The 23,480-nt window shown below is 63.4% G+C and carries 24 protein-coding genes; 14 read left to right on the top strand and 10 right to left on the bottom strand.

Translation table 11 applies throughout. The features are described 5' to 3' along the window. Positions 1–43: 43 nt before the first annotated feature. The 4 genes from clpS to FJ940_RS15330 all read right to left on the bottom strand — a co-directional run bounded on the left by clpS (position 44) and on the right by FJ940_RS15330 (position 1,560). The gene (clpS, locus tag FJ940_RS15345; RefSeq protein WP_140496053.1) at positions 44–349 is read right to left on the bottom strand and encodes an ATP-dependent Clp protease adapter ClpS; all 306 of its coding nucleotides are present in this window, start codon (positions 347–349) and stop codon (positions 44–46) included. A 100-nt stretch (positions 350–449) separates the two neighbouring features. Next, on the bottom strand, positions 450–773 hold the full coding sequence (locus FJ940_RS15340; protein ID WP_140496054.1) for a hypothetical protein: 324 nt from the start codon (positions 771–773) through the stop codon (positions 450–452). A gap of 212 nt (positions 774–985) precedes the next feature. Further along, positions 986–1,219, bottom strand: coding sequence for a hypothetical protein (locus FJ940_RS15335; RefSeq protein WP_140496055.1), 234 nt, complete (start codon positions 1,217–1,219; stop codon positions 986–988). Positions 1,220–1,257: 38 nt separating this feature from the next. Next, entirely contained in the window at positions 1,258–1,560 is a 303-nt protein-coding gene (locus tag FJ940_RS15330; protein WP_140496056.1) for a hypothetical protein, read from the bottom strand. A 280-nt stretch (positions 1,561–1,840) separates the two neighbouring features. Between FJ940_RS15330 and FJ940_RS15325 the strand changes: the two genes are divergently transcribed. Next, positions 1,841–2,557: a response regulator transcription factor gene (locus FJ940_RS15325; RefSeq protein ID WP_140496057.1), complete on the top strand. Its 717-nt coding sequence runs from the start codon at positions 1,841–1,843 to the stop codon at positions 2,555–2,557. Next, positions 2,554–3,963 carry an ATP-binding protein gene (locus tag FJ940_RS15320; RefSeq protein WP_140496058.1) on the top strand — a complete coding sequence of 470 codons (1,410 nt, stop codon included), beginning with the start codon at positions 2,554–2,556 and terminating at the stop codon, positions 3,961–3,963. The genes FJ940_RS15325 and FJ940_RS15320 overlap by 4 nt, the downstream gene beginning before the upstream one ends. A 15-nt stretch (positions 3,964–3,978) precedes the next feature. On the opposite strand, the gene choV is transcribed toward FJ940_RS15320, so the two are convergent. From choV to FJ940_RS28995, 4 genes are all read right to left on the bottom strand, one after another. Then, positions 3,979–5,160 carry a choline ABC transporter ATP-binding protein gene (choV, locus tag FJ940_RS15315; RefSeq protein ID WP_140496059.1) on the bottom strand — a complete coding sequence of 394 codons (1,182 nt, stop codon included), beginning with the start codon at positions 5,158–5,160 and terminating at the stop codon, positions 3,979–3,981. Further along, positions 5,157–6,011, bottom strand: a complete 855-nt coding sequence (gene choW / locus FJ940_RS15310; RefSeq protein WP_140496060.1) for a choline ABC transporter permease subunit — start codon at positions 6,009–6,011, stop codon at positions 5,157–5,159. Before choW ends, choV begins: the two co-directional genes overlap by 4 nt. A 139-nt stretch (positions 6,012–6,150) precedes the next feature. Then, the gene (locus FJ940_RS15305; RefSeq protein ID WP_140496061.1) at positions 6,151–7,086 is read right to left on the bottom strand and encodes a choline ABC transporter substrate-binding protein; all 936 of its coding nucleotides are present in this window, start codon (positions 7,084–7,086) and stop codon (positions 6,151–6,153) included. A gap of 36 nt (positions 7,087–7,122) precedes the next feature. Next, a complete protein-coding gene (locus tag FJ940_RS28995; protein WP_263483040.1) occupies positions 7,123–7,248 on the bottom strand; it encodes a hypothetical protein in 126 nt (41 codons plus the stop codon). Positions 7,249–7,323: 75 nt separating this feature from the next. On the opposite strand from FJ940_RS28995, the gene FJ940_RS15300 reads away from it, so the two are divergent. The 8 genes from FJ940_RS15300 to FJ940_RS15265 all read left to right on the top strand — a co-directional run bounded on the left by FJ940_RS15300 (position 7,324) and on the right by FJ940_RS15265 (position 17,637). Next, positions 7,324–7,935 carry a thymidine kinase gene (locus FJ940_RS15300; protein WP_140524924.1) on the top strand — a complete coding sequence of 204 codons (612 nt, stop codon included), beginning with the start codon at positions 7,324–7,326 and terminating at the stop codon, positions 7,933–7,935. A gap of 136 nt (positions 7,936–8,071) precedes the next feature. Next, a complete protein-coding gene (locus tag FJ940_RS15295) occupies positions 8,072–8,461 on the top strand; it encodes a cytochrome c family protein (RefSeq protein ID WP_140657065.1) in 390 nt (129 codons plus the stop codon). 325 nt (positions 8,462–8,786) lie between these two features. Further along, the gene (locus tag FJ940_RS15290) at positions 8,787–9,875 is read left to right on the top strand and encodes a hypothetical protein (protein ID WP_140549830.1); all 1,089 of its coding nucleotides are present in this window, start codon (positions 8,787–8,789) and stop codon (positions 9,873–9,875) included. A 40-nt stretch (positions 9,876–9,915) separates the two neighbouring features. Further along, the gene (locus FJ940_RS15285) at positions 9,916–11,061 is read left to right on the top strand and encodes a hypothetical protein (protein WP_140624186.1); all 1,146 of its coding nucleotides are present in this window, start codon (positions 9,916–9,918) and stop codon (positions 11,059–11,061) included. A gap of 24 nt (positions 11,062–11,085) precedes the next feature. Next, entirely contained in the window at positions 11,086–12,996 is a 1,911-nt protein-coding gene (locus tag FJ940_RS15280) for an ATP-binding protein (RefSeq protein ID WP_140657064.1), read from the top strand. A 42-nt stretch (positions 12,997–13,038) separates the two neighbouring features. Beyond that, complete coding sequence (locus FJ940_RS15275) at positions 13,039–14,337, top strand: DUF6638 family protein (RefSeq protein ID WP_140657062.1); 1,299 nt, start codon at positions 13,039–13,041, stop codon at positions 14,335–14,337. A gap of 103 nt (positions 14,338–14,440) precedes the next feature. Next, complete coding sequence (locus FJ940_RS15270) at positions 14,441–15,565, top strand: DUF2333 family protein (protein WP_140516950.1); 1,125 nt, start codon at positions 14,441–14,443, stop codon at positions 15,563–15,565. A gap of 392 nt (positions 15,566–15,957) precedes the next feature. Further along, entirely contained in the window at positions 15,958–17,637 is a 1,680-nt protein-coding gene (locus FJ940_RS15265; protein ID WP_140657060.1) for a formate--tetrahydrofolate ligase, read from the top strand. A gap of 69 nt (positions 17,638–17,706) precedes the next feature. Here FJ940_RS15265 and FJ940_RS15260 read toward each other — a convergent pair whose 3' ends face one another. Then, positions 17,707–18,351, bottom strand: a complete 645-nt coding sequence (locus tag FJ940_RS15260) for a cysteine hydrolase family protein (protein ID WP_140556122.1) — start codon at positions 18,349–18,351, stop codon at positions 17,707–17,709. Between the two features lie 134 nt (positions 18,352–18,485). On the opposite strand from FJ940_RS15260, the gene FJ940_RS15255 reads away from it, so the two are divergent. Then, on the top strand, positions 18,486–19,481 hold the full coding sequence (locus FJ940_RS15255; RefSeq protein ID WP_140657058.1) for a helix-turn-helix domain-containing protein: 996 nt from the start codon (positions 18,486–18,488) through the stop codon (positions 19,479–19,481). A 15-nt stretch (positions 19,482–19,496) separates the two neighbouring features. Here the strand turns inward: FJ940_RS15255 and FJ940_RS15250 are convergent, their stop codons facing one another. Beyond that, on the bottom strand, positions 19,497–20,054 hold the full coding sequence (locus FJ940_RS15250) for a sugar O-acetyltransferase (RefSeq protein WP_140624194.1): 558 nt from the start codon (positions 20,052–20,054) through the stop codon (positions 19,497–19,499). Between the two features lie 133 nt (positions 20,055–20,187). On the opposite strand from FJ940_RS15250, the gene FJ940_RS15245 reads away from it, so the two are divergent. The 3 genes from FJ940_RS15245 to FJ940_RS15235 all read left to right on the top strand — a co-directional run bounded on the left by FJ940_RS15245 (position 20,188) and on the right by FJ940_RS15235 (position 23,399). Beyond that, the gene (locus FJ940_RS15245) at positions 20,188–20,649 is read left to right on the top strand and encodes a DUF4126 domain-containing protein (protein ID WP_140567131.1); all 462 of its coding nucleotides are present in this window, start codon (positions 20,188–20,190) and stop codon (positions 20,647–20,649) included. Then, a complete protein-coding gene (locus FJ940_RS15240) occupies positions 20,646–22,022 on the top strand; it encodes an FAD-containing oxidoreductase (RefSeq protein WP_140657056.1) in 1,377 nt (458 codons plus the stop codon). The genes FJ940_RS15245 and FJ940_RS15240 overlap by 4 nt, the downstream gene beginning before the upstream one ends. A 198-nt stretch (positions 22,023–22,220) precedes the next feature. After that, positions 22,221–23,399, top strand: a complete 1,179-nt coding sequence (locus tag FJ940_RS15235; protein ID WP_140524932.1) for an MFS transporter — start codon at positions 22,221–22,223, stop codon at positions 23,397–23,399. Positions 23,400–23,480 lie beyond the last annotated feature (81 nt).

Here is a 23,480-nt window from a genome sequence, read left to right as displayed (position 1 = left end):
CATTTTCCCTCCTCCCCTTGTGGGAGAAGGGAAGAAACCTGCTCTACTCTTCCGGCTCCGTCGTGAACATCAGCGGATAGCCCTTGGCCTTGCCGGCGTCGGTGGCCCGTGTCGCCTTTGTCTCGGCGACGTCCTTGGTGAAGACGGCGACGACGCAGACGCCGCGCCGATGCGCCGTGATCATCACCCGATGCGCCTGGTCTTCGCTGAGCTTGAACTCGCCCTTCAGCACCGTCACCACGAATTCACGCGGCGTGAAATCGTCATTGAGCAGGATGACCTTGTAGAGCTTCGGCCGCTCGGTCTTGGGTAGGGTCTGCGTACGGGGTTTTGTCGTGATTTCAGGCATGGGAACCGGCAATTGCGCGAGCCTCGGCTACGCCCCTATTTTCGCACGGGCGAAAGCGAGCGTCCAATCACAGAGCTATGTGGGAAGTGCGGCCCGCGGTTCAACGGCCCTGGCGGCCGAAGCCGCTCCGGGAGGGCAAGTTTCCGGCAGCATCCGACCGGCGTTCCATCCAGGATGCGACCGGCCAGGCGACGACGCAGATCAGCGTCACGCTGGCAAGTGCGATGAGCAGCCAGGTCTGCGCGGGCGTGATGTAATCCCAGTCGGTGGAAATCACAGGCGCGAACAGTGACGGCTCGGTGCGGCCGCTGGCCGGATCCGGCACGGGACTGGCGGTGAACAGGATCATAAGCCGGGCGGCGCCGGTGGCGACCAGGCTGCCGAACACGATCGAGCGCAGAATGGACGAAAGCCGCCTCTTCATGCGGATTGTCCTACGGCGCCGGCCTTGCAATCGGGTTAAGGCCGATCGAGACAAAGCCGCCGGCGCCGGCTTCGGCCACATCGTTCGGACCTGTCCGTTCGCTTCACTGCCGATACACGGCCTTCGGCTTTTTCGGACAGGAAGAAGGCCGCTCCAGCAAAACGCGACTGGAGCGGCCTTGTCATAAGGCAGGCAGTTGTGCCCGACCTGGATTAAGCCTTCGGAGCGACCTTCTTGTCGGTCTTCTTGACAGTCTTCTTCGCCTTCTTGTGCTTCTTGGCAACGACCTTCTTCACCGGAGGCTTGGCGGTCGTGGTCGCTGGAGCGGTGGTCGTCGAGGAAGCAGCCGGAGCGGCGGTCGTGGTGGCAGCAGCGTTGCCGAGAGCCGGCATGGCGAAGGCAAGAGCAACGGCGAGACCGGTGGCGGAGAGGATGGACTTTTTCATGGCTTCATTTCCTTTTCATGCGGGTCGGGTTTCGAGTGTCACTGAACCGGGTCGTTCGGTGTCACCCCCAGCAACTTCAAAGCGTTGGCGAGCATCCGGATACCCTGTGCCTGTTTCTTGGCGGCGCAGTACCGGTTGCCCTTTCTCTGAAGTGCCTTTGCCGCGGTGACCTGCGTTGCCGCGGCATGGGTTTCGAGGGCTTCATCGAATTGGTGGCTGAGATTGGCACACCGCTCGGTCCGGGTGGTGGGCGTCACTTTTGCATCCGATTGTCCAGCAGCGGCTGTGACGAGCGAAATGCCCATCAACGCACCCAACAAACTGATCGACAACCTTGGCATCGGTTAATCCGTGAACCCGGAGACTTGCGTCGCGGCCAAATGACCTGACCGCCACGGCACCGTTATGCCGGCCTAGTTTTTCAGGAGTTTTTCCCGATTATAGAATTTTGTTTCTGGATTGTGTCTGTGCGCCCCGGCGGGAGGCCTCCAGCGCATTCGGTGTGGAGATTGCCAGATTTACCTTGCCTTGAAATCCAAGGCACTGGCCAACATATGGCCCGAATTCTATCGTGTGGGTGGCCGCCTGCCGGCTTGGCAGGTCAACGAAGACAGGATCCCCGTGAAATCCGACGCACACATACTGATCGTCGACGACGACAAGGGCATTCGCGACCTGCTGCAGGAGTTCTTCCAGAAGCGCGGCCTGCACACATCGGTTGCCGCCGACGGCACCGAGATGGAAACGATCCTGCGCCGTGCACAGGTCGATCTCATCGTGCTCGACGTCATGCTGCCCGGCAGGAGCGGGCTGGAACTGTGCCGTGACGTCCGGGCCCAGTATTCGACGCCGATCATCATGTTGACCGCCGTCACCGAGACGACAGACCGCGTGGTTGGCCTCGAGATGGGCGCCGACGACTATGTGCCCAAACCTTTCGACCCCCGCGAATTGCTGGCCCGCATACGCGCCGTGCTGCGGCGCAACGGTGCCCCCGAGCCCAAACGCGTCACATCGAAGCAGATCTACCGCTTCGCCGGCTGGACGATGGATTGTTCGCGGCGCCGGCTGACCGCGCCCGACGATGTCAGGGTCGAACTGACCATGGCGGAGTTCAATCTGTTGCAGACCTTCGTCAAGAGCGCACAGCGCGTGCTGACCCGCGACCAGCTCATCGAACTCTCCGGCGGCGATAGCGATTATTCCTTCGACCGCAGCATCGACATCCTGGTCAGCCGGCTGCGGCGCAAGATGGAAGATGACCCCAAGACGCCCAAGCTGATCCTGACGGTGCGCAGCGGCGGCTATCAGTTCCTCCCCGAAACGACTTCCGAATGAGACGTTTCCTGCCGCAGACCCTGCCTGTGTGGGTGCTGCTGATCGTCATTGCCGGCCTGTTGATCAGTCAGGTCGCGACGCTCTACATCGTGTCGCGCGACCGCGCGGCCGCCAATGACGTGGTCGATCTCTACCGCCTCAACGACCGCGCCTATTCGCTGGTGCAGCTGATGCATGCCGCCACGCCCGAGGAGCGCAAGGCGACCGCATCCGGCCTGTTCAACGCCACCTACGCTCTCACGGTTTCAGACACCCCCGCGGTCACCTCGTCGATCGCCGGCGACGATGAACTCGCCGAGCTGGAAGACATTCTCGTTGGACGGCTGTCGAAGTTCGGCGTCACCGACGCGCGCGTCCGGCGCGATCCGGCGACGCAGGAATCCGACAGCCCCGGTGGCGAGGTCATGAACAGGGACGTCGGCCAGGTGGAACGCGATCTCCTGGTGCTGGCGGCGAATTTCGCCCAGAGTGACAAGCTGACCGCCTCGCTGCGCTTCGCCGACGGCCAATGGCTGAACTTCACCGAGCCGATCACGCCGGTCGGCCCGATCCTGAGCTTCGACAGCCTGCCGCTCTATTCGCTGATAGCGGGGCTGGTGGTGATCATGTCGATCTGGTCGCTGCGCCGGCTGACCGCGCCCTACCGAATGATGGAAACCGCCGTGAACCGGATCGGCAATGACCTCAAGAGCCCGCCGATCGCCGAAAGCGGCAGCCGCGAGGTGCGCGCCGCCGCCAAGGCGATCAACGCCATGCAGGCGAGACTGCGTGAATATGTCGAGGACCGTGAGCACCTGGCCGCCGCGCTGGCGCACGACCTGCGCACGCCGATGACCAGGATGCGGCTGCGCCTGGAACTGTTGCGCAAGTCGGCGGTTCGCGAGGCGCTGGCGCACGATCTCGCCGATGTCGAGAGCATCGCCAGCTCGGTGATCGACTTTGCCACTTTCGAGGTGAACGAGGAAAAGAGCGAGCGCATCGACTTCTGGTCGCTGGTGGAATCGATCGCCGACGGCTACGCCGAGGTCTCCTTCGACAATGATGATACGCGCTCGCGCGGTCTGATCTGCATGGCGCGGCCGGTCGCGCTCAAGCGCTGCGTCACCAATCTTGTGCAAAATGCAGTCACCTACGGCAAGAAGGCGCATCTCAGCCTGTACCGGTCGGGCGACATGATCACGCTGGCCATACGCGACGAAGGGCCGGGTATTCCGCAAGCCCAGATCGACGCCGTGTTCGGATCTTTCGTGCGCCTGGAACAGTCCCGCAACCGCCAGACCGGCGGCCTCGGCCTCGGCCTCACCATCGCCCGCAACATCGCGCGTGCCGCCGGCGGCGAGATCCGCCTGTCCAACCATCCGGACGGCGGCCTGCTGACGGAGCTGCGTCTGCCGCTGGCGACTTGAGACGCGACTGAGGGATTACCGCCGCAGCACCGCGCTCAGCACGTCCCTGATGCCGATCGCGCCGACGAAGCGCGACTGGTCATCGAACAGCGCCACGGGCGCAGTCTGCGACCGGTGCATGGCCAGCATCACGGTCTTCAGCGACGTTCCGGGATTGGCCCAGAACACCTGGGCCGCTTCCTCGGGCTGGCCTTCGACCTCGGCGCAGGACACCCATACCGCCGGCTTGCCGTCACGCTCAGCCGCCGCCACGAGGCCATGGTCGTCGATCTTGAAGCGCGTCGTCTTGCGCCGGTCGAGCCACACCCAGCCGTCCTTGCCCTGTTCGAGATCGCGGCGGTCGCGCATCACGTTCCAGGCGGTGAGCACCGACAGCGGATTCACATTGGCGATGAAGTCGCGGACATAATCGTTAGCGGGCTTGAGCACGATGTCCTCCGCCGCGCCGGTCTGCACGATGCGTCCGCCCTCCATGATTGTGATGTGGCTGCCGATCTTCAGCGCTTCCTCGAGGTCGTGGCTGACGAAGATGATGGTCTTCTTCAGTTCGGCCTGCAGCTGCAGCAACTCGTCTTGCAGCTTGGTGCGGATCAGCGGGTCGAGCGCCGAGAACGGCTCGTCCATCAGAAGGATCGGCGCCTCGGTGGCGAAGGCGCGCGCCAACCCGACGCGCTGCTGCATGCCACCCGAAAGCTCATGCGCGTATTTCTTCGACCACTGCTCGAGATTGACCAGCTTGAGCTGCCTGTGCACGCGCTCCTTGCGCTCGGCGTCCGGCACGCCGGCAAGTTCGAGGCCAAGCCCGACATTCTCTTCCACCGTCCGCCACGGCAGCAGGCCGAACTGCTGGAACACCATGGCAACCTGCTTCTGCCGCAGGCGCCGCAAGGTAGCCTCGTCGCAGGTGACGACATCGACGGTGCGGTCGCCATCCTTGACCAGAACCTGGCCGCGCGAGACGACGTTCAGGCGATTGACCGCTCTCAGCAGTGTCGACTTGCCCGAGCCGGACAGACCCATGAGGACGGAAATCTCGCCCTCATGCACGGTAAGGCTGGCCCCGGCACAACCGAGCACATTGCCGGTCTGCTCGAGGATCTCGGCGCGCGTCGCACCCTTGTCGATCAGCGCCAGCGAACCCGCCTGGTCGGCGCCGAAGACGATATCGACGTTCCTGAAATCGACGGCGACGGTCATTTCTTGCCTCCAACGCCAATGCGGGTCATGCGGTCGAGCACGATGGCGAGCACGACAATGGCGAGCCCGGCCTCGAGGCCGAGATCGATGCGGCGCGAACCGAGCGCGCGGTTGATCTCGGTGCCGAGCCCGCCGGCGCCGATCAGCGCCGCGAACACCACCATCGACAGCGACAGCATGATCGACTGGGTCAGGCCCGCCATGATGGTGGGCAGCGCCGAGGGCAGCTCGACCTTCCACAGCAGCTGGCTCCTGGTGGCGCCGAAGGCCTCGCCGGCCTCGATGATCGATTTGGGCACCGAGACGACGCCGAGATGCGTGAGCCGGACCGCGGTCGGGATGACGAAGATGATGGTGACGATGAGGCCGGGCGCGTTGCCAAGGCCGAACAGGGTCAGCACCGGGATCAGGTAGACGAAGGTCGGCAGCGTCTGCATCAGGTCGAGCACCGGCAGCATGAAGCGGTAGACCTTCGGCTTGTGCGCCGCCCAGATGCCGAGCGGCACGCCGATGGCCATTGCCATGGCGGCGGCGGCCACGACCAGCACCAGCGTCTGCACCGTCTGTTTCCACAGGTTCTGGTTGATGATGAAGATCAGCCCGAGGAAGACGCCGATCGCGAGCGGGCGCGAACGCTGCAGCAGCCAGGCAATGATGGCGATGATGAGCGCCAGCAGCACCGGCGGCACCACCAGCAGGAGGTCGACCAGGCCGTCGAGGATGAAGTTCAGGCCGTTGGAAAAGGCCCTGAAGACGGTGTCGAAATTGTCGGTGAGAAACCCGAAGAACGCCTTGCCCCATGGGCCGATGGGAATCTTGTAGCTGACCAGGAATTTGGAAATCGGATCCATCTTGCCCCCTCTCCTACCGGCATCGCTTTGCCGCGGTGTCCGCTGTCGTCACGTCATCTTCTCACAGCATATGAAAAAGGGCAGCCTTTTCCAGTGGCTGCCCTTTTGTTCTCACGCGTGCATGCCGAAGTCAGTCGGCTCAGCTCCCCAGTGCGGTCTTGATGGCCGCTGCCGCATCGCCGCCGTCGAAGGTGGTCACGCCGGCGATCCAGGGTGTCACGGCATCCGGATTTTTCTTCAGCCAGTCGGTGGCGACAGTCTGGGCGTCGCCGCCCTTGAGGATGGCGTCCATCAACTGGCCTTCCATGTCCAGGTTGAACTTGAGGTTGGCAATGAGCTTGCCGGCGTTCGGGCACTCGGTGGTGTAGCCCTTGCGCACATTGGTGTGGACGGTGGCGGCACCGAAGCCGCTGTCGCCCATGCCGTCGAGATAGGTGATCTTCATGGCGCCCATCACCGGGTGCGGCGTCCAGCCGAGGAAGGCGATCCACTCATTGTTCTTCATCGACTGCTCGGCCTGCGTCAGCATGCCGGCCTCCGAGGATTCGACCAGTTCGAAGCCTTCGAGATTGTCCTTCGGGTTCTTGATCATGTCGAGGATGATGCGGTTGCCGTCATTGCCGGCCTCGATGCCGTAGATCTTGCCGTCGAACTTGTCCTTGAACTTGCCGAGGTCGGTGAGTGTCTTGACGCCGGCATCCGCCACATAGGTCGGCACGACGATGCCGTAGCCGGCGCCGGTCAGGTTCGTGCTGATGGTCTCCACCGAACCGTCGGCCGTGTAGTCCTTGATGTCGTTGGTCATCGACGGCATCCAGTTGCCCAGGAAGACATCGAGGTCCTTGTTCTTCAGCGACGCCATCGTCACCGGCACCGATAGCTGGATTACCTGCGGCTCGTAGCCGAGCGCCGTGAGCAGCACCGAGGCGATGCCGGTCGTCGCCTGGATATCGGTCCATCCGACATCGGAAAGGCGTACCGCCTTGCAGCTAGCCGGATCCCCGGCGAAGGCAGCGCTCGTCGACAAGAAAGCCGCAAGGCCGAGGCCTGCGACGAAGGAATTCATACGCGACATGAACTTTCTCCCATTCGATTCTTTGGCGAGGCGAAGTCACGGTTTTTGTGCCCGCCTTGTTTCGTCAGCCAAACACCATTCTCGTGCGGTTTCAAGCATTAAGGCAATCACGATCAACGGCGCTGGCTGGCCGATCAGCGACACGTCTGCCGCTTTTTCCATGCAAGCCGGCTTTTTTGGTGGAAGGCCTGCCAGGGGCCTTCCCCGGGCCCGGCCAAGTGGGCTTAAAAGGGCGCCATGGCCAAACTGTATTTCCACTACGCGACGATGAATGCGGGCAAGACGACGATGCTCCTGCAGGCGTCGTACAATTACCGCGAGCGCGGCATGACGACGATGCTGTTCGTCGCCGGCCACTACCGCAAGGGCGACACCGGCCTGATTTCGTCACGCATCGGACTGGAAACGGAAGCCGAGATGTTTCGTGACGGCGACGACCTGTTCGCCCGCGTCGCCGAACATCATCAGCACGGTGCCGTGCATTGCGTCTTCGTCGACGAGGCGCAGTTCCTCGAGGAGGAGCAGGTCTGGCAGCTCGCCCGGATCGCCGACCGGCTCGACATTCCGGTCATGTGCTATGGCCTGCGCACGGATTTCCAGGGCAAGCTGTTTTCCGGCTCGCGCGCTTTGCTGGCCATAGCCGATGAGCTGCGCGAAGTGCGCACCATCTGCCGCTGCGGCCGCAAGGCCACGATGGTGGTGCGCCTCGGCCGCGACGGCAAGGTCGCTCGGCAGGGGGAGCAGGTGGCGATCGGCAAGGACGTCTATGTCTCGCTCTGCCGTCGCCATTGGGAAGAAGAAATGGGTCGCGCCGCCCCCGACGATTTCATCGGCTTTGTCGCGCCTTGACCGGGCTGTGGTATCACGGCCGCCGCTCTTGCCCCCATGGTGCAGTCCTCAGCGATCCGCCACGATGCAAAGTTTGTTAAGGCCCCGGTCCTATTCTGCGTCCTCTCGTTCCAGCCAGAACTCGTCGGGGTCAGCCATGTTTCGAGCCGCTTCGTCTGCCGCAGCCTTTCTGCTTGCCGGCGTCCTTGCCGCCCATGCCGGCGGCGATCCGGCACTGGGCAAGAGGGTCTTCAACCGATGCATGGCCTGCCATGAAGCAGCGAGCGACCGCGACAAGGTCGGCCCGCATCTGATGGGTGTCGTCGGCCGCGCCGCCGGCAGTGCCGAGAGCTTCCTCGGCCATTACTCCGAAGCGATGAAGAGTGCAGGCGCCGCCGGTCTCGTCTGGGACGAGGCCAACCTCGCCGAGTATCTGAAGGCGCCGCGGCAAAAAGTGCCCGGTAACAAGATGGCCTTTGCCGGCCTGAGCAACGACGAGGACATCGCCAATGTCATCGCTTATCTGAAGGCCGATCCCAAGCCCTGAGCCAGGATTATTCCGTCCCCGCGACGGACGCCGAGCTGCCACCGTCCTCACCGCGCTCAATGCTCTGTCGGATTTCAGGCATTCGTGGCAGCGGGGATTGAATGCCTGGCCGACATCCACCGACGTTGAAGTTCAATGACAGTTGAACCACGCGCGTTCCAAACGATCCTTTCGCCATGATCGCGAATCGATTGCGTTTCAAGGGCGTGGGCAAGGTTTTTGTTTTCGAAGCGCCCCTGTCTTCACGTCTTTCAATCCCCTGAAGCCCCACATATATTCGCCGCTGTTCGCAATCAGCGACCTGATGCCGCAGCGGGAGGCCCTTATGGCGACATTGCAGAATTTCGATGCCGAAATTGCCAGGACCAAGCAGGTCGTCCAGGACATGCGCACCAAGATAGACCAGTCCGGCACCGTGCTCGACAAACTTGCCACCGCCGACAAGAAGATCGGCGATGCGAATTTCGATATCGAGAACGCCCGCATCGAAGACGTGCTGAAGCAACAGAAGGTGATGGAAGGCAACATCGCCGACCTGATCATCGGGCTGGAGGACGCCACCAACGTTTTCGGCGCCGAGTTCGAGAGCATGAAGAACTACACCGGCTGGGAAAACTTCATCGGCATCTTCTCCAGCCAACGCAAGCAGCGTCTGCGCACCGACCGCGTCCGCAACATGTCACTGGCGGGCAACCTGCAGGAATTGCTGGCCAAGTCCGACACCATCGTCGGCATATTGAAGGCGCAGAAAGAAGTCCTCGACCAGCGCTACAAGACCTCCGAGACCAGCCTGTCGCAGGTTATCGAGCGCCGCAAGGCCACCATGTCCAACCTGGAAACCGTGCAGAAGCGCATCGAGGAGCTCAATCCGATGCTGCTCGACATCGAAAACAAGATCGCGGCCTCCACCAGCCAGAAGGAACGCACGCAGCTCGAAGGCGAACGTTCCAAGCTCGCCACGGAATACAATGAGAAGCAGGCCAAGGAACAGGAGTTGCTGGCCGAGAGCCAGACGCTGGAGCGCTACACCTCGATGTTCCAGACCTTCGTCGATTCGCTCAACAACCAGATCGCCGCACAGTCGACCCTGATCAACAAGCTGACCATCGACACCGAGCAGCGCATCGTTCTCTACAAGGCGCTGGAGGATTCGCTGAAGACCGCGGCTCAGCAGGACGTCGCCCACAAGATCAACACGCTGGGCAGCCAGGTCGACAACACCGCCGAGGAGACCATGGCCGGCATTGGTGCCGCCTCGCAGAAGCACATTGGCGACCTGCTCGAGATGCACGAGAAGAACATGGTGGCCACCGCCGACATCCAGCGCCGCAAGAAGCTGGCCGACGACGCCTTCGCCCGCCGTTTCGACGAAGTGCTGAAGAAGCACAATTCGGCCAATTACGTGCAGTCGTAATTGCCGCCCGCACCGGTGCGACAATGCCATGGCCAATAGCATGACCTCCGAAAACGACGCGGCGGCGCGGTATTTCTCGGCAATCACGGCAGCGCTCAGCGGGCTGGAAGTGTTCATGCGCGACGATCGCTCGCCGCTCTACCGGCACGGCATCGTCGCCAAGATCGTCGCGGAATACATCGCCCGGCTCGACAAGTCGTTCTCCTGCTGGCGCAACCGGCTGGGCTTCATGGACACGTTCCGCATTTCGCGCGCCGAAAGCGGATTCCCGGTGTTCCAGAACCTGCTTGAGCTCGAAAACGACCGCCGCCAGGCTGACACGCGGCTCGCCAACATCCCGCTGGCCGACGAATTGCGCGAGGAGATGGCCGACTTCATCCTGCGCCACAAGGAATTCCCCCAAGCGCTGCAGAAGTCGATGGCCGAGAGGCTTTATCTCGAGGACGTCAAGAGCGAGCAGACCTTCGGCCCCTTCACCCTGGCGCAGACGGCCAAGGTTTCCGTCAATCCGAAGACGGCGCGGCCCTACTACCTCGTCCATTGGGCGACCTTCGACGGCAGCGCCAACCTGCCGCTGGTCTACATGGTGACGGTGGAAGATTCCTCCGAAGACATGATCCGCCAGCTCGTCGACCGCAATGGCAAGCTCAACGACCAGATCGACATTCCATTGCCAGTCGATGGCCTGCTCAATCCCGAGCTTGCCCATCGCTTCGACGATTTCACCGAAAAGAACTCGGCCTACACGCTGTCGCCGGCAACCATCGCCGTCAACCTCGACAAGGACTTCGAGCCGCTGCACCCCAAGCAGCTTCGGCGCGTCGTGCTCGGCCCCTTCTATTCGGCCGGGATCACCGACAACAATTCTACGGTGACCGAGGTTCTGGCCAAGGTGCGCAAGCCGGAGAACGCCTGGCTGCTGACCTGGACCATCCAGGAGGTCTATTCCAAGGGCGAGAAGCCCGGCCGCAAGGGGCTGTTTTCGAGCGAGAAGACGACGCAGGAGTTCTTCATCAACACCGACGACCTCGAGGCCGCGCGCCAGGGCGTGTCGAGCTACGAAAACCACGCATTGATCCCGCACGAGGCCTACCAGGCGCTCTATGCCGCCGGCGAGGCGCAGAAGATCTTTTCCGGCTACAAGGTCCATATCCTGTCCAACGGACAGGTCATCTCGGACGTCTGACCGTCACACCACGGAGCAACCTTCATGGATACCGGCCTGACCACCATCCCGGAAGCGGCGATCGAGAAGCACCGCGCCACCGCGCAGAGCTTCATCACCCGCATCGTCGTGCTGGAAGACCCGTCTAGCTCCTCCGGCTCCGCGCTTGCCGGCACCAATCGCCGCTTCGTCTCCACCGTCTCGGTCGGTTCGGTGCGCCGCACGCGCGAGGTCGAGCTGGCGAAGACCGTCGGCGCCGTTCACCCCGACGACCAGTTGCTGACCATCCCGCAGCACACGCTTTTGTTTCGTGCCCGGCGCGGTACGGCGCTCGCGCTCGCCATATCGGATGTTTTCGCCGAAGGCTCGGATCTCGAAAGCCTGCAGGCCAGGAACACCCGCGCTCCCCTCGAAGGCGACGAGGCCGCCACGTTCAAGAAGCTTCTGTCGGCCTCGGCTTACATTGCCGCCTTCAGCCTGTCCTCCTATCTGTTCCAGCTCATCGACAGCGACGGCGAGGCGCCCAACGACATTCCCGAGCCGGATTTCCTCTTCGACACGCCGCAGGACGCGGTGAAGTCGATCCTGGCCGGCCTCGACAAGGCGATTTCGGGCGCATCCGACGATGCCGACCTGATGACCAGGGCGCGCGCCTTCGCCCGTGTCGCCATTGACGGCCTCCTGGCGCGAAAAGGCCGCTTCGACGGCATCGGCCCATTCGAGAACGCGCATATCCGCATCGATGCCGACGATTTCACGCTCGACGGCTTCGACGTCGCGCCGGGCAAGCGTTCCAAGCCGCTGGTGATGTCCTTCAAGAAGCCGGAAGAGGTCGTCGGCAACCACATCGCCAAATATCAGTCGGTCAAGCTCGCAAAGATGCTGATGGCCTATGATTTCGAGCGCGAGCTAAACCCGTTCGTCGAGCTCGGCGGCTTCCTGTTCACCTTCATCGGCGACGGCGCGCCGGGCACCGGCAAGACGACCCTGATCCAGATGATTGCCGGTCTTGTCAATGGTTACTGCCAGGTCGCCGGTTATCCCTTCGCCTACGAGAATTTCGGCGTCGACCAGATCTCGTCATATCAGGGCAAGTCCGGCCAGAACTGCCGCCAGTTCATCAACAATGTATTGAACCCGCGCGTCATCGGCTTCGGCACCATCGACGACATCGACCAGGTGGCGGCGCGCCGTTCCGACGACCGCGCCTCGGCCGGCCAGCAGGAGATCACCGGCGTGCTGATGGACGCCTTCGCCGGTGCCGCCACAGTGGTGCGCGGCAACTGCTCGTTCGGCATGTTCTCCAACTATCCCGAAAATGTCGACGATGCGCTGCGCCAGCGCGCCGGCGCCCGCTGGCTGGTCGACGGGCCGCAGACGCGTGACGATTACATCGACATTTTCGTGCTGCTCGCCGGCAAGAACCACAAGATCCCGCTCGGCGACCACGAACTCTACGCCGCGCAGGAGATCCAGCGCGCCGTGGCCGAAGCCTATGAGGAGCACGAGAAGCCGCAGGAGGACGGGCTGATGCGGGTCCATGAGCGCTACATGAAGGAGAATGGCGCGCCCAAGACCATGGCCGACATCGGCACCTATCTGCACCTGATCAAGCAGGCCGAGCCGCGCTTCACCGGCCGCGCCATCAAGAACGTCACCGACGCCATCAAGATGCGCGCCATGGACATCGAGCTTCCCGACGACTGGTTCGAAAAACCAGAGGTTTTCATGCACAAGAGCTATGACGAGAAGAAAGTGATGATCGAGCAACTGCGCGGCCCGTTCTCGATGGACATGGTCATGCAGGAGATCAACCGCTACGCCGACAGCGAGTTCCGCTACTCCGACAAGTCCGACGACTCCGCCGTGGAAAAGCTGCTGCGTGACGCGCGGCTGCGCGAACGGGCAGCGCGTGAGATGGAGGAGATGAAGAAAAAGGGGCTGTGGAATGCGTGATGCGCTCCGGCCTTTCCTTCTCCCCTTGTGGGAGAAGGAATAATGGCCCGCAAACCCGATCTCCTGCGCGACAACGAGCTCATTTACGGCCGGCTGCTCGTCGTCGACGAGCCGCATCTCATCGAGCGCTACAACAAGGCGCTTGCCGCCTTTGGCCTCGAGCCCACCAAGCTGAAGAGCTTCCAGATCGACCGCACCGGTTTTTCGCCGGAAGTGGCGGAGGAATGCGGCGACTACGGCTACCTCGATCCCAATGAGGTCAACCGCCGCTTCATCATCCTGACGCCGTCGCAGATCGACCTGCCGGTGGTGCACACCGCCTTCTCCAACACCTCGCAGCTGATGTTCGAGTTCATGTCCAGGAATCAGCGCGCCATCGACGCGCTGACCATCAAGGATGTCATCTACGGCGAGATCGAGGATTCCATTCCCAAGGTCAACGATATCGAGGATCTGCTGTCGATCAACCAGGTCGAGTTCAAGGTGCTGTCGGCCGAAGATGTGCTGGGCAAGGCCGCGGAGCTCGGCAAGCTCGTCGACCGCCTGAAACAGGAGCCTGACGCCTGGCGCGACAACGCCATGCTCACCCGCATGGTGGAACTGGCCAAGATCTGCGGCGACATCCGCGAGAACGCGCTGGTGCCCGACCAGGTAATCTTCCGCCACAACGCCTACTGGACCAGCCATTTCGGCGGGCTCTACGTGTTCGTCGACCCCGACATGACGACCGTCATCAGCGATCCGGCGGCCCCCGGTTTCCGCCGCTCGCGGCCGTGGCAGGTAAGCTATCTCTCGATCAAGGACGCCGACAAGGTGTTCAAGTTCCTCGCCGCCACCGGCCGCATCGAACTGCCGCGCGCCTCCTGGATCGAAGCCTCGGGCTATCTCGAGCACCGCGCCGAGATGGTGGTGCGTGCGCTGATCCGCGACGCCGAGCCGAACCGCAATCTGACCGACGTCGACAAGGTCTGGCTGCAGACCTGGATCCAGGGTCATGCCGACCTGATCACCAGGGACGGCAATTTCCCCTTCCTCAACGCCGCCAAGCGCGAGATTGCCCAGCTCGGCCATCTCAAGATCGAGGATGTGTTCCCGCAGCAGCGCTTCCTGGTGGTCCGCGCCAAGCCCGACCATCCCGACGCCTGGCTGACCAACCGGCTGATCTCGGATTTCGTGCCGTCGGACTTCGTCTCGCGCTACGTCTTCAACAAGCAGGGCTTCTACAAGGACTATGAGGGCTTCAGCGACGCCTGGCGATCGCATGTTGTGGACGTTCTGAAAACCACATATCTGAAGGACAAGGTGGCGTTCCGCACGCGCCTCTACGGCCTGACTGACTAGAACGAAACCGGCCGTCATTTCGTTCTAACTTGTTGTTTTGGCGCATGATGTTATCCAAAAGTCCGCAACTTTTTGACATTATGCCTTGAGGGGTGACACAGCCATGCTCGATCCGATCGTGAACTTCTTCGTCAGGATTTTCCAATGGATCGGCCGCGGCATCGGCCTCCTGATCGGCGTCATCTTGTGGCCGTTCATGTGGGCCGGCCGCTGGTATGCGCAGCGCGGTTGGATCCTCAAGGCCGTGCTCGGCCTCGCCCTGTTGGTGCTGCTCGGCCTCTACGCCAATTTCTTCTACGCCACCCAGTGGTGGAATAATTTCAATCCGAGCTATCCCGACACCTACACGTTCGAGAAGCGCAACATCTCGGCGGGCGAACAGGTAGCAGCCGGTGCCGGTGCCGACACTGCCAGGACCTGTGGCAACTCCGGCATCGCCCAGATTGCCGCCGATTTGACCGACTTCAACGTTAACCAGAATGCCTGGATCTCGTCGATGATCCTCTACAAGCTCGGCCTGTTCGGCATCAGCTGGGACAACACGCCGTGGATGGACAACAAGGCCTCGTTCCAGCGCGGCATCAACCAGGCGGTGCGCCGCACCGCGACCGAGCTCGCCGACAATCTCGGCCGTGTGCGCACGACATCGCAGATCGACGCCGACCTGCAGGATGCGCGCGGCAATCTGCAGTTCGACGAGTACACCTGGTATTTCGGTGTAAGCCCGTTCGGCCCGAAGACGCCGACCCCGAGCTATTATCGCGACGCCGTGCGCAAGCTGCGCTCCTTCAACGCCCGCCTCGCCACCTGCCAGGCCACCTTTGATGCCCGTGCCGACAATCTGAAGCAATATATCGACCGTATCGCCAGCGATATCGGCTCGACCTCGGCCATCCTCAAGGAACGTGCCGAAAACCATAACAATGGCTGGTTCGATTTCCGCGCCGACGACCGCTACTGGTTCGCCTATGGCCAGCTCTACGCCTATTACGGACTGATGAAGGGCGCGCAGGCCGACTTCGAGGACGTCATCAAGGAAAAGCACCTGCAGAGCCTGTGGGATACGATGGACGCGCAGTTCGTCTCGGCGCTGCGCATCCAGCCCTTCATCATCGCCAATGGCCGCGAGGACGGCTGGCTGCTGCCCACGCATCTGACGACCATGGGTTTCTATGTGCTCAGGGTGCGTTCCAACATGGTCGAAATCAGCAACGTGCTGACGCAGTAGGGCCGGTCGGCCCAATGCATGTCACCCAAAAGTGGTCCGGCCTGGGAAGAACGATATGCATGGAAACAAATGCCTGAAGCGCGATGCGCTTTAGGCCGGCGATGGCGGATTTGCGCCGCCGTGTCTGTCGCATTCCGTGCATTGCGCGGCTGTTTTGAGACGGCGGACGCGTCCCCGCTCTGGCTTCTATACGGCGCGGCAAGCGGAGCCAGAAAGAACCGGAGGCAGGTCGGCCCGCCGCAGAGGAATTTTCTTCATAGGAAACATAGTTGCATGAAAGTTGACGCCACGGCAGCGAGAGGGCTAGAACATGCCCTTGCCCGCGCGGCGTATCGAACATGCACCAGTGATCAACCCGTCCCCTCCACCGTCCAATCCAAAGGAAAGCCGTCATGGCAGAAGTGAAGTCCGACATCGAGATCGCCCGCGGTGCGAAGAAAAAACAGATCCAGGAGATCGGCGCCAAGATCGGCATCCCGACCGAACACCTTTTGCCCTATGGCCATGACAAGGCGAAGGTCTCCGCCGAATTCATCAAATCGGTGAAGGGCAACAAGGACGGCAAGCTGATCCTGGTCACCGCCATCAACCCGACCCCGGCCGGCGAAGGCAAGACGACCACCACCGTCGGCCTCGGCGACGGCCTGAACCGCATCGGCAAGAAAGCGATCATCTGCATCCGCGAAGCCTCGCTCGGTCCGAATTTCGGCGTCAAGGGCGGTGCGGCCGGCGGCGGCTACGCGCAGGTCGTGCCGATGGAGGATATGAACCTCCATTTCACCGGCGACTTTCATGCCATCACCACGGCGCACAACCTCCTGTCGGCGTTGATCGACAACCACATCTATTGGGGCAATGAGCTCGGCATCGACACCCGCCGCGTTGCCTGGCGCCGCGTCATGGACATGAACGACCGGGCGCTGCGCGAGATCATCTGCTCGCTCGGCGGCGTCGCCAACGGCTATCCGCGCGAGGCCGGGTTCGACATCACCGTCGCCTCGGAGGTCATGGCCATCCTGTGCCTCGCCACCGACCTGAAGGACCTGGAGAAGCGCCTGGGCGACATCATCGTCGCCTATCGCCGCGACAAGTCGCCTGTCTATGCCCGCGACCTCAAGGCCGACGGCGCCATGGCCGTGCTGCTCAAGGACGCCATGCAGCCGAGTCTGGTGCAGACGCTGGAGAACAATCCGGCCTTCGTGCATGGCGGCCCGTTCGCCAACATCGCGCATGGCTGCAACTCGGTGGTCGCCACCACGACGGCGCTCAAGCTTGCCGACTACGTCGTGACGGAAGCCGGCTTCGGCGCCGACCTCGGCGCGGAAAAATTCTTCGACATCAAGTGCCGCAAGGCCGGGCTGAAGCCGGCGGCGGCGGTCATCGTCGCCACCGTACGCGCCATGAAAATGAATGGCGGCGTCAAGAAGGAAGACCTCGGCAAGGAAAACATCGAGGCGGTGAAGAAGGGCTGCGCCAATCTTGGCCGCCACATCGAGAACATCAGGCAGTTCGGCGTGCCGGCGGTAGTTGCCATCAACCACTTCTACTCCGACACGGATGGCGAAATCCAGGCGATGAAGGATTATGTCGCCTCGATGGGCGAAGAGGCGATCCTGTGCAAGCACTGGGCCAACGGCTCGGCCGGCATCGAGGATCTCGCCAAGAAAGTGGTGGCGCTGGCCGAATCCGGTGCCTCGCAGTTCGCGCCGCTCTATCCCGACGCCATGCCGCTGTTCGAGAAGATCAACACCATTGTCCAGCGCATCTATCGCGGCTCGGAAGCGATCGCCGACAAGTCGGTGCGCGACCAGTTGCACGCCTGGGAGCAGGCCGGCTACGGCCACTTGCCGGTCTGCATGGCCAAGACGCAGTATTCCTTCTCGACCGACCCGAACCTGCGCGGCGCGCCGACCGGCCACACCGTACCGGTGCGCGAGGTCAGGCTTTCGGCGGGCGCGGGTTTCGTCGTCATCATCTGCGGCGAGGTCATGACCATGCCCGGCCTGCCCAGGGCGCCGTCGTCGGAAAAGATCTTCCTCAACGAAGCCGGCCAGATCGAAGGCCTGTTCTAGAAATCCTCAATTCCAAAAAGTGCTAAGGGCGCCGCAGCGATGCGGCGCCCTTTCTGTTTCCGGAAATTCCTACGCAGCGTTGCGCGACAGCGCCCGCTGGTTGGAGCCGAAGATCGTATCGCGTTCCGGCAAGGTGCCGGTCTTCAGGCACTCGATCCATTCGGCGGTCTTGAGCACGGCGGCGAAGCGCGACTGCAGGATGATTGTCACCACGCGGTGGATCTCCTCGGCCGAGGCATAGCCGGCGCTGTTGGCGTAAGGCACCGAGCCGGTCGCGTCGGACAGGAACTCGACGGCAAAGCCCATATGCACGGCATGGATGATGGTCGACAGGTCGCAATTATGCGTCATGTAGCCGACCACCACGATCGTCTCGACAGCGTTGGCGCGCAGCCACTCTTCGAGATCGGTGCCGGTGAAGGCGGAAGGCAGCGTCTTCTCGACATAGTGGTCGCGTGGCCGCCTCGATATCTCGGGATGCAATTCCGCGCCATGGCTGCCCTTGGCGAAGATTGGTGACGTCTCCGGCGCCATCTGCTTGACGACCACCACCTTGATGCCGGCCGCGGCTGCCGCGTCCATGGCGCGCGCCACGTTGACGACGCTGTCGCGGAACGGCGGATGCTGGATGGCGAGATTGCCGCCGTCATAGTCATTCTGGACGTCCACGACGACGAGCGCGCGGCGCGGCGTCTTGCTGGCTGGTTCGGACATGATGCATTCCTTTGAGGCTTGATGTGATGCCCGAGCATAGGTCCGCCACCATCGGACGAAAGTGGCCCGATTGACATCATTCGAAAGAATTGGGACAATCCGCCATAACCCGCGCAGAAATCCCTGGCAAAGACATGACCCACCCGATCGTCGCCGTCCTCGCCTTCGACGGCATCAGCCCGTTCCATCTCTCCGTCCCTTGCCTGGTGTTCGGCGAGGATCGCACATCGTTCGGCCTGCCGCGCTTCGACTTCCGCATCTGCGCGATCGAGGCCGGGCCCGTCCACACCGAGGCCGGGCTGAGCGTCGCCGCGCCGCATGGGCTTGAGGGGCTCGACGGCGCCGACATCGTCATCGTGCCGAGCTGGCGGGATCTCGAAGACCCGCTGCCGGAACTGCTGACGCAGGCACTGCGGCGGGCCCACCGCAATGGTGCCCTGATCGTCGGCCTTTGCCTGGGAACGTTCGCAGTCGCTGCTGCCGGACTGCTTGGCGGTCGGCGTGCGGCCACGCATTGGGCCTACGCCGAGCGGCTTCAGAAGCTTCATCCCGACATCGCGGTGGATGCCGAGGTGCTCTATGTCGACAATGGCGACGTGGTGACGTCGGCCGGCGTCGCGGCCGGGCTCGACTGCTGCCTCCATATCGTTCGCGCCCGCTACGGCGCCGAGGCAGCACTGCGGCTCGCGCGGCAGATCGTGCTCTCCCCGCACCGGCAAGGCGGACAGGCGCAGTTCATCGAGCGTCCGCTGGCGAGGAGCGCCGATACCGACAGGTTCACACAAGCACTCGACGCGGTGCGTGCGACGCTCGGCGATGCGCACAGCCTGGACCGCGTCGCCGAAGCCGCCGGCATGACACGGCGCACCTTCACCCGCCGCTTCCAGAAATCGATCGGCACCAGTTTCGGCGATTGGCTGATCGAGCAACGGCTTGAACTGGCGCAGCGTCTGCTCGAGGCGACGGAAAAATCGATGGACGTCGTGGCCTTCGAGGCCGGCTTCGGCAGCGCCGCTTCGCTACGCCAGCATTTTTCGGCGCGTCTCAGGACCTCCCCGGCGCAATACCGGCGTGAATTTTCCAGGCGGGCCGACCAGGGCGACCGGTCGCCGCACGCGCTTTCGCACTGAGCGCCCGCCGGGCACTCAACCGCGTTTGACCGCCCGCGCCGGATTGCCGACCACCGTCATGTTCGCGGGCACGTCGCGCGTCACCACGGCGCCGGCGCCGACGATGGCGCCCTCGCCGATGCTGACGCCGCCGAGGATGACGGCACTGCCGCCGATCCAGGCATCGGCACCGATCTCGACCGGCCTGGCGATTTCCAGCCCGGCTTGTCGCCCCGCGGCCTCCCTGTGATGCTCGGCGCAATAGATCTGCACATTGGGGCCGAGCAGCGTTCCCTTGCCGATGCGCACGCTTGCCGTGTCGAGAATGATGCAGCCGGCATTGAGAAAGACGCCGTCCCCGAGAAAGATGTTGAAGCCATAGGCACAGTGGACCGGCGCCTCGATGCGGGCGCCCTCGCCCGCGCCGCCGAGCAGATCCCGCAAGGCAGGCCCGATGTTGCCGCGCTGACGGGGCGCAAGCGAATTGTGCTCGAATACGGCGCCCGCAGCCACGCCACGCAGCGCCTCCAGTTCGTCATCCATGCACGTATACCACTCGCCCGCCGCCATTTTTGCGCGTTCGCTCTCAGCCATGCGGTGCCTCCGTCATCATTGCCACGCACCGTTGCGGCGTAAGAGAGCGCCTATGCAAGTACTGGCCAAATACCGGACCTATGGTAGCCTGCCTTTTCAGGGCTGTCCCGGCCCGGGATCGAGGGGGATGAACATGCTTTACATTCTTGCACTTCTGATCGGGGTCATTGCCGGCCTGCGCGCCATGACCGCGCCGGCCGCCGTCGCCTGGGGCGCCTGGCTCGGCTGGCTGCCGGTTGCCGGCACCTGGGCAAGCTTCATGAGCCACTGGGCCGCTGTCGGCATTTTCACTATCCTGGCCATCGTCGAGCTGGTCACCGACCAGTTGCCGTCGACGCCGAGCCGCAAGGTGCCGCAGCAATTCGGCGCCCGTATCCTGCTCGGTGCCTTCAGCGGCGCCGTGATCGGCGCCACTGGCGGCGCCACCATCGTCTGCCTGATCGCCGGCGCCATAGGGGCCGTTATCGGCACGCTCGGCGGCGCGGAGGCGCGCGGCCGGCTGGCGGCCGCCTTCGGCAAGGACCAGCCCGCGGCCTTCATCGAGGACGCGGTCGCGATCGTTGGCGGCCTCTTGATCCTGGCGGCGGTGGCATGACGGCGAAAACCTTCGATGCTATCGTCATCGGTGCCGGCCAAGCCGGCCCTTCGCTGGCCGGCCGGCTGACCGCGGCCGGCATGAGCGTGGCGCTGATCGAGCGCAAGCTGGTCGGCGGCACCTGCGTCAACACCGGCTGCATGCCGACCAAGGCCATGGTCGCCAGCGCCTATGCCGCGCATCTGGCGCGGCGCGGCCCGGACTATGGCGTGACCCTCTCCGGCCCGGTCGGCGTCGACTATGCCAGGGTCAAGGCGCGCAAGGACAAGGTGTCGAACGACGCCCGCGGCAATCTGGAAACCTGGATCGCCGACATGGATAAATGCACGCTCTATCGCGGCCATGCGCGTTTCGAATCCGCCAACACGGTGCGCGTCGGCGATGATCTCCTGACCGCCGGCAAGATCTTTCTCAACACCGGCGGCCGCGCATCGGTACCGGATCTGCCCGGCATTCACGACATCGACTTTCTCACCAACTCTTCGATGATGGACCTCGACGTGTTGCCGCGCCACCTCGTGGTGGTCGGCGGCAGCTACATCTCGCTCGAATTCGCGCAGATGTTCCGCCGCTTCGGCGCGGAGGTCACGATTGTCGAAAAGGGCTCGCGGCTGATCGGCCGCGAAGACGAGGATGTGTCCGACGCCATCCTGTCGATCCTCGAAAACGAAGGCATCGCGGTCCATCTCGGCGCCGACGCCATAAGCTTCGCCAGGCAGGGCGAGGATATTGCTGTTGCCTTCTCCGCCGGCAAGCCGCCGGCCGTCGGCTCGCATGTGCTCCTGGCTCTGGGGCGAACGCCCAATACCGACGATCTCGGCCTCGACCAGGCCGGCATCGAGGTCGACAAACGCGGCTTCATCACCGTCGACGACCAGTTGCGCACCAGCGTGCCCGGCATCTGGGCGATGGGCGACTGCAATGGCAAGGGCGCCTTCACCCACACGTCCTACAACGATTACGAGATCGTTGCGGCCAATTTGCTCGACAATGATCCGCGCAAGGTCACCGACCGCATCGAGGCCTACGCTCTGTACATTGACCCGCCGCTCGGCCGCTGCGGCATGACCGAGGCGTCGGTGAAGAAGTCGGGACGCCGCGCGCTGGTCGGCCAGCGGCCGATGACCCGTGTCGGCCGTGCCATCGAGAAAGGCGAGACGCAAGGCTTCATGAAGATCCTCGTCGACGCCGACACAAGGGAAATCCTCGGCTGCTGCGTGCTTGGCCCCGGCGGCGATGAAGCCGTGCATTGCGTGCTTGACCTGATGTACGCCAAGGCACCTGTGGACACGCTGGCGCGCGCCATGCACATCCACCCCAATGTCTCGGAACTGCTGCCTACCATCGCCCAGGAGTTGAAGCCGCTGGTCTGAACTCCGGCTCAGCCGGTCGGTTCGGCCGCTCGGGCGGGTTCGGTCAGGGTCGTCTAGCCCGGCAGGGCACGGCACAAGCACCGCTGCCAGTGCCTCTTTGCTCTCCGCTTTCTGCATTGCTGCATTGCGGCAATGGCGCTTGTGCGCCATGGGGCGCTCGCGCAGTTTCCATTTGAACCGATTCAGCCTGGACCTCCCATGCCTTTGCCGATCCTTGCGCTTGCCATTGCGTCCTTCTGCATCGGCACCACCGAATTCGTCATCATGGGTCTGCTGCCGGAGGTCGCCGCCGACCTTGGCGTGACCATTCCCGCGGCCGGGCTGCTGGTCACGGGCTATGCGCTGGGCGTGGTCTTCGGCGCGCCAATCGTGGCGATGGCCACCGCGCATCTGCCGCGCAAGCCGGTGCTGGTCGGACTGGCCGCACTGTTCGTCGTCGGCAACCTGCTCTGCGCCATCGCGCCCAATTACTGGATGCTGATGGGCGCGCGCGTCTTCACCGCCTTCGGCCACGGCGCCTTCTTCGGCATCGGTTCGGTCGTCGCCGCCAGCCTGGTGCCCCGCAACAAGCGTGCCAGCGCCATCGCGCTGATGTTCGCCGGCCTGACGCTGGCTAACATCCTCGGCGTTCCCGCCGGAACGGCGCTTGGCGAAGCCTTCGGCTGGCGCGCCACCTTCCTGGCGGTGGTCGGCATCGGGCTGATCTCGGTCGCGGCGATCGCTTGGCTAGTGCCGCCGGATGTCACTGAACCAAGCGGCGACGGCTTGCGCGGCGAATTGCGCGTGCTCGGCAAGCTGCAGATGTGGCTGGCCATGCTGATCGCGGCGCTCGCCTCAGCCAGCCTGTTTGCCGTCTTCACCTATATCAAGCCCTATCTCACCGACGTGTCGGGCCTGTCCACGGCGGCGGTCACCTGGGTGCTCTTGCTGTTCGGCGCCGGCATGACCATCGGCAACATCATCGGCGGCCGGCTGGCCGACTGGAAGCTGATGCCGACGGTGATCGGCACGCTGCTGCTGCTGGCGGTCCTGTTTGTCGGCTTCATGCAGTTCGGCGCTATCGCCAGTGTCGCCATAGGCATCGTCTTCCTGTGGGGCATGCTCGTCTTCGTCGTCGTGCCGCCGTTGCAGATCCGTGTCGTGGAAGCCGCTTCCGAGGGACCGAACCTTGCCGCCACGCTGAACCAGGGCGCCTTCAATGTCGGCAACGCCAGCGGCGCCTGGATCGGCGGCGTGGCGCTCTCCTGGGGCGTTTCCTATGCCAACCTGCCGCTGGTGGGCGCGGCACTCGCTCTGCTGGCGGTCGCCGTAGCCGTTGCCTCGCGGGCACTGGACCAGCGCGCTCCGGTCGTCACTCTTCAACCTGCCGCGCAGTAGCTGCTTGCGCCCATAGCGCGACAGCCTGGACCAATCGACAAGCGCACAGTCGAAGAGGCATGTCTTCTCGCCTCTCGGCGG

This window comes from Mesorhizobium sp. B2-3-7 (genome assembly GCF_006442695.1).
Lineage (GTDB): Bacteria > Pseudomonadota > Alphaproteobacteria > Rhizobiales > Rhizobiaceae > Mesorhizobium.
This window is presented reverse-complemented; position numbering and strand designations above follow the sequence as displayed.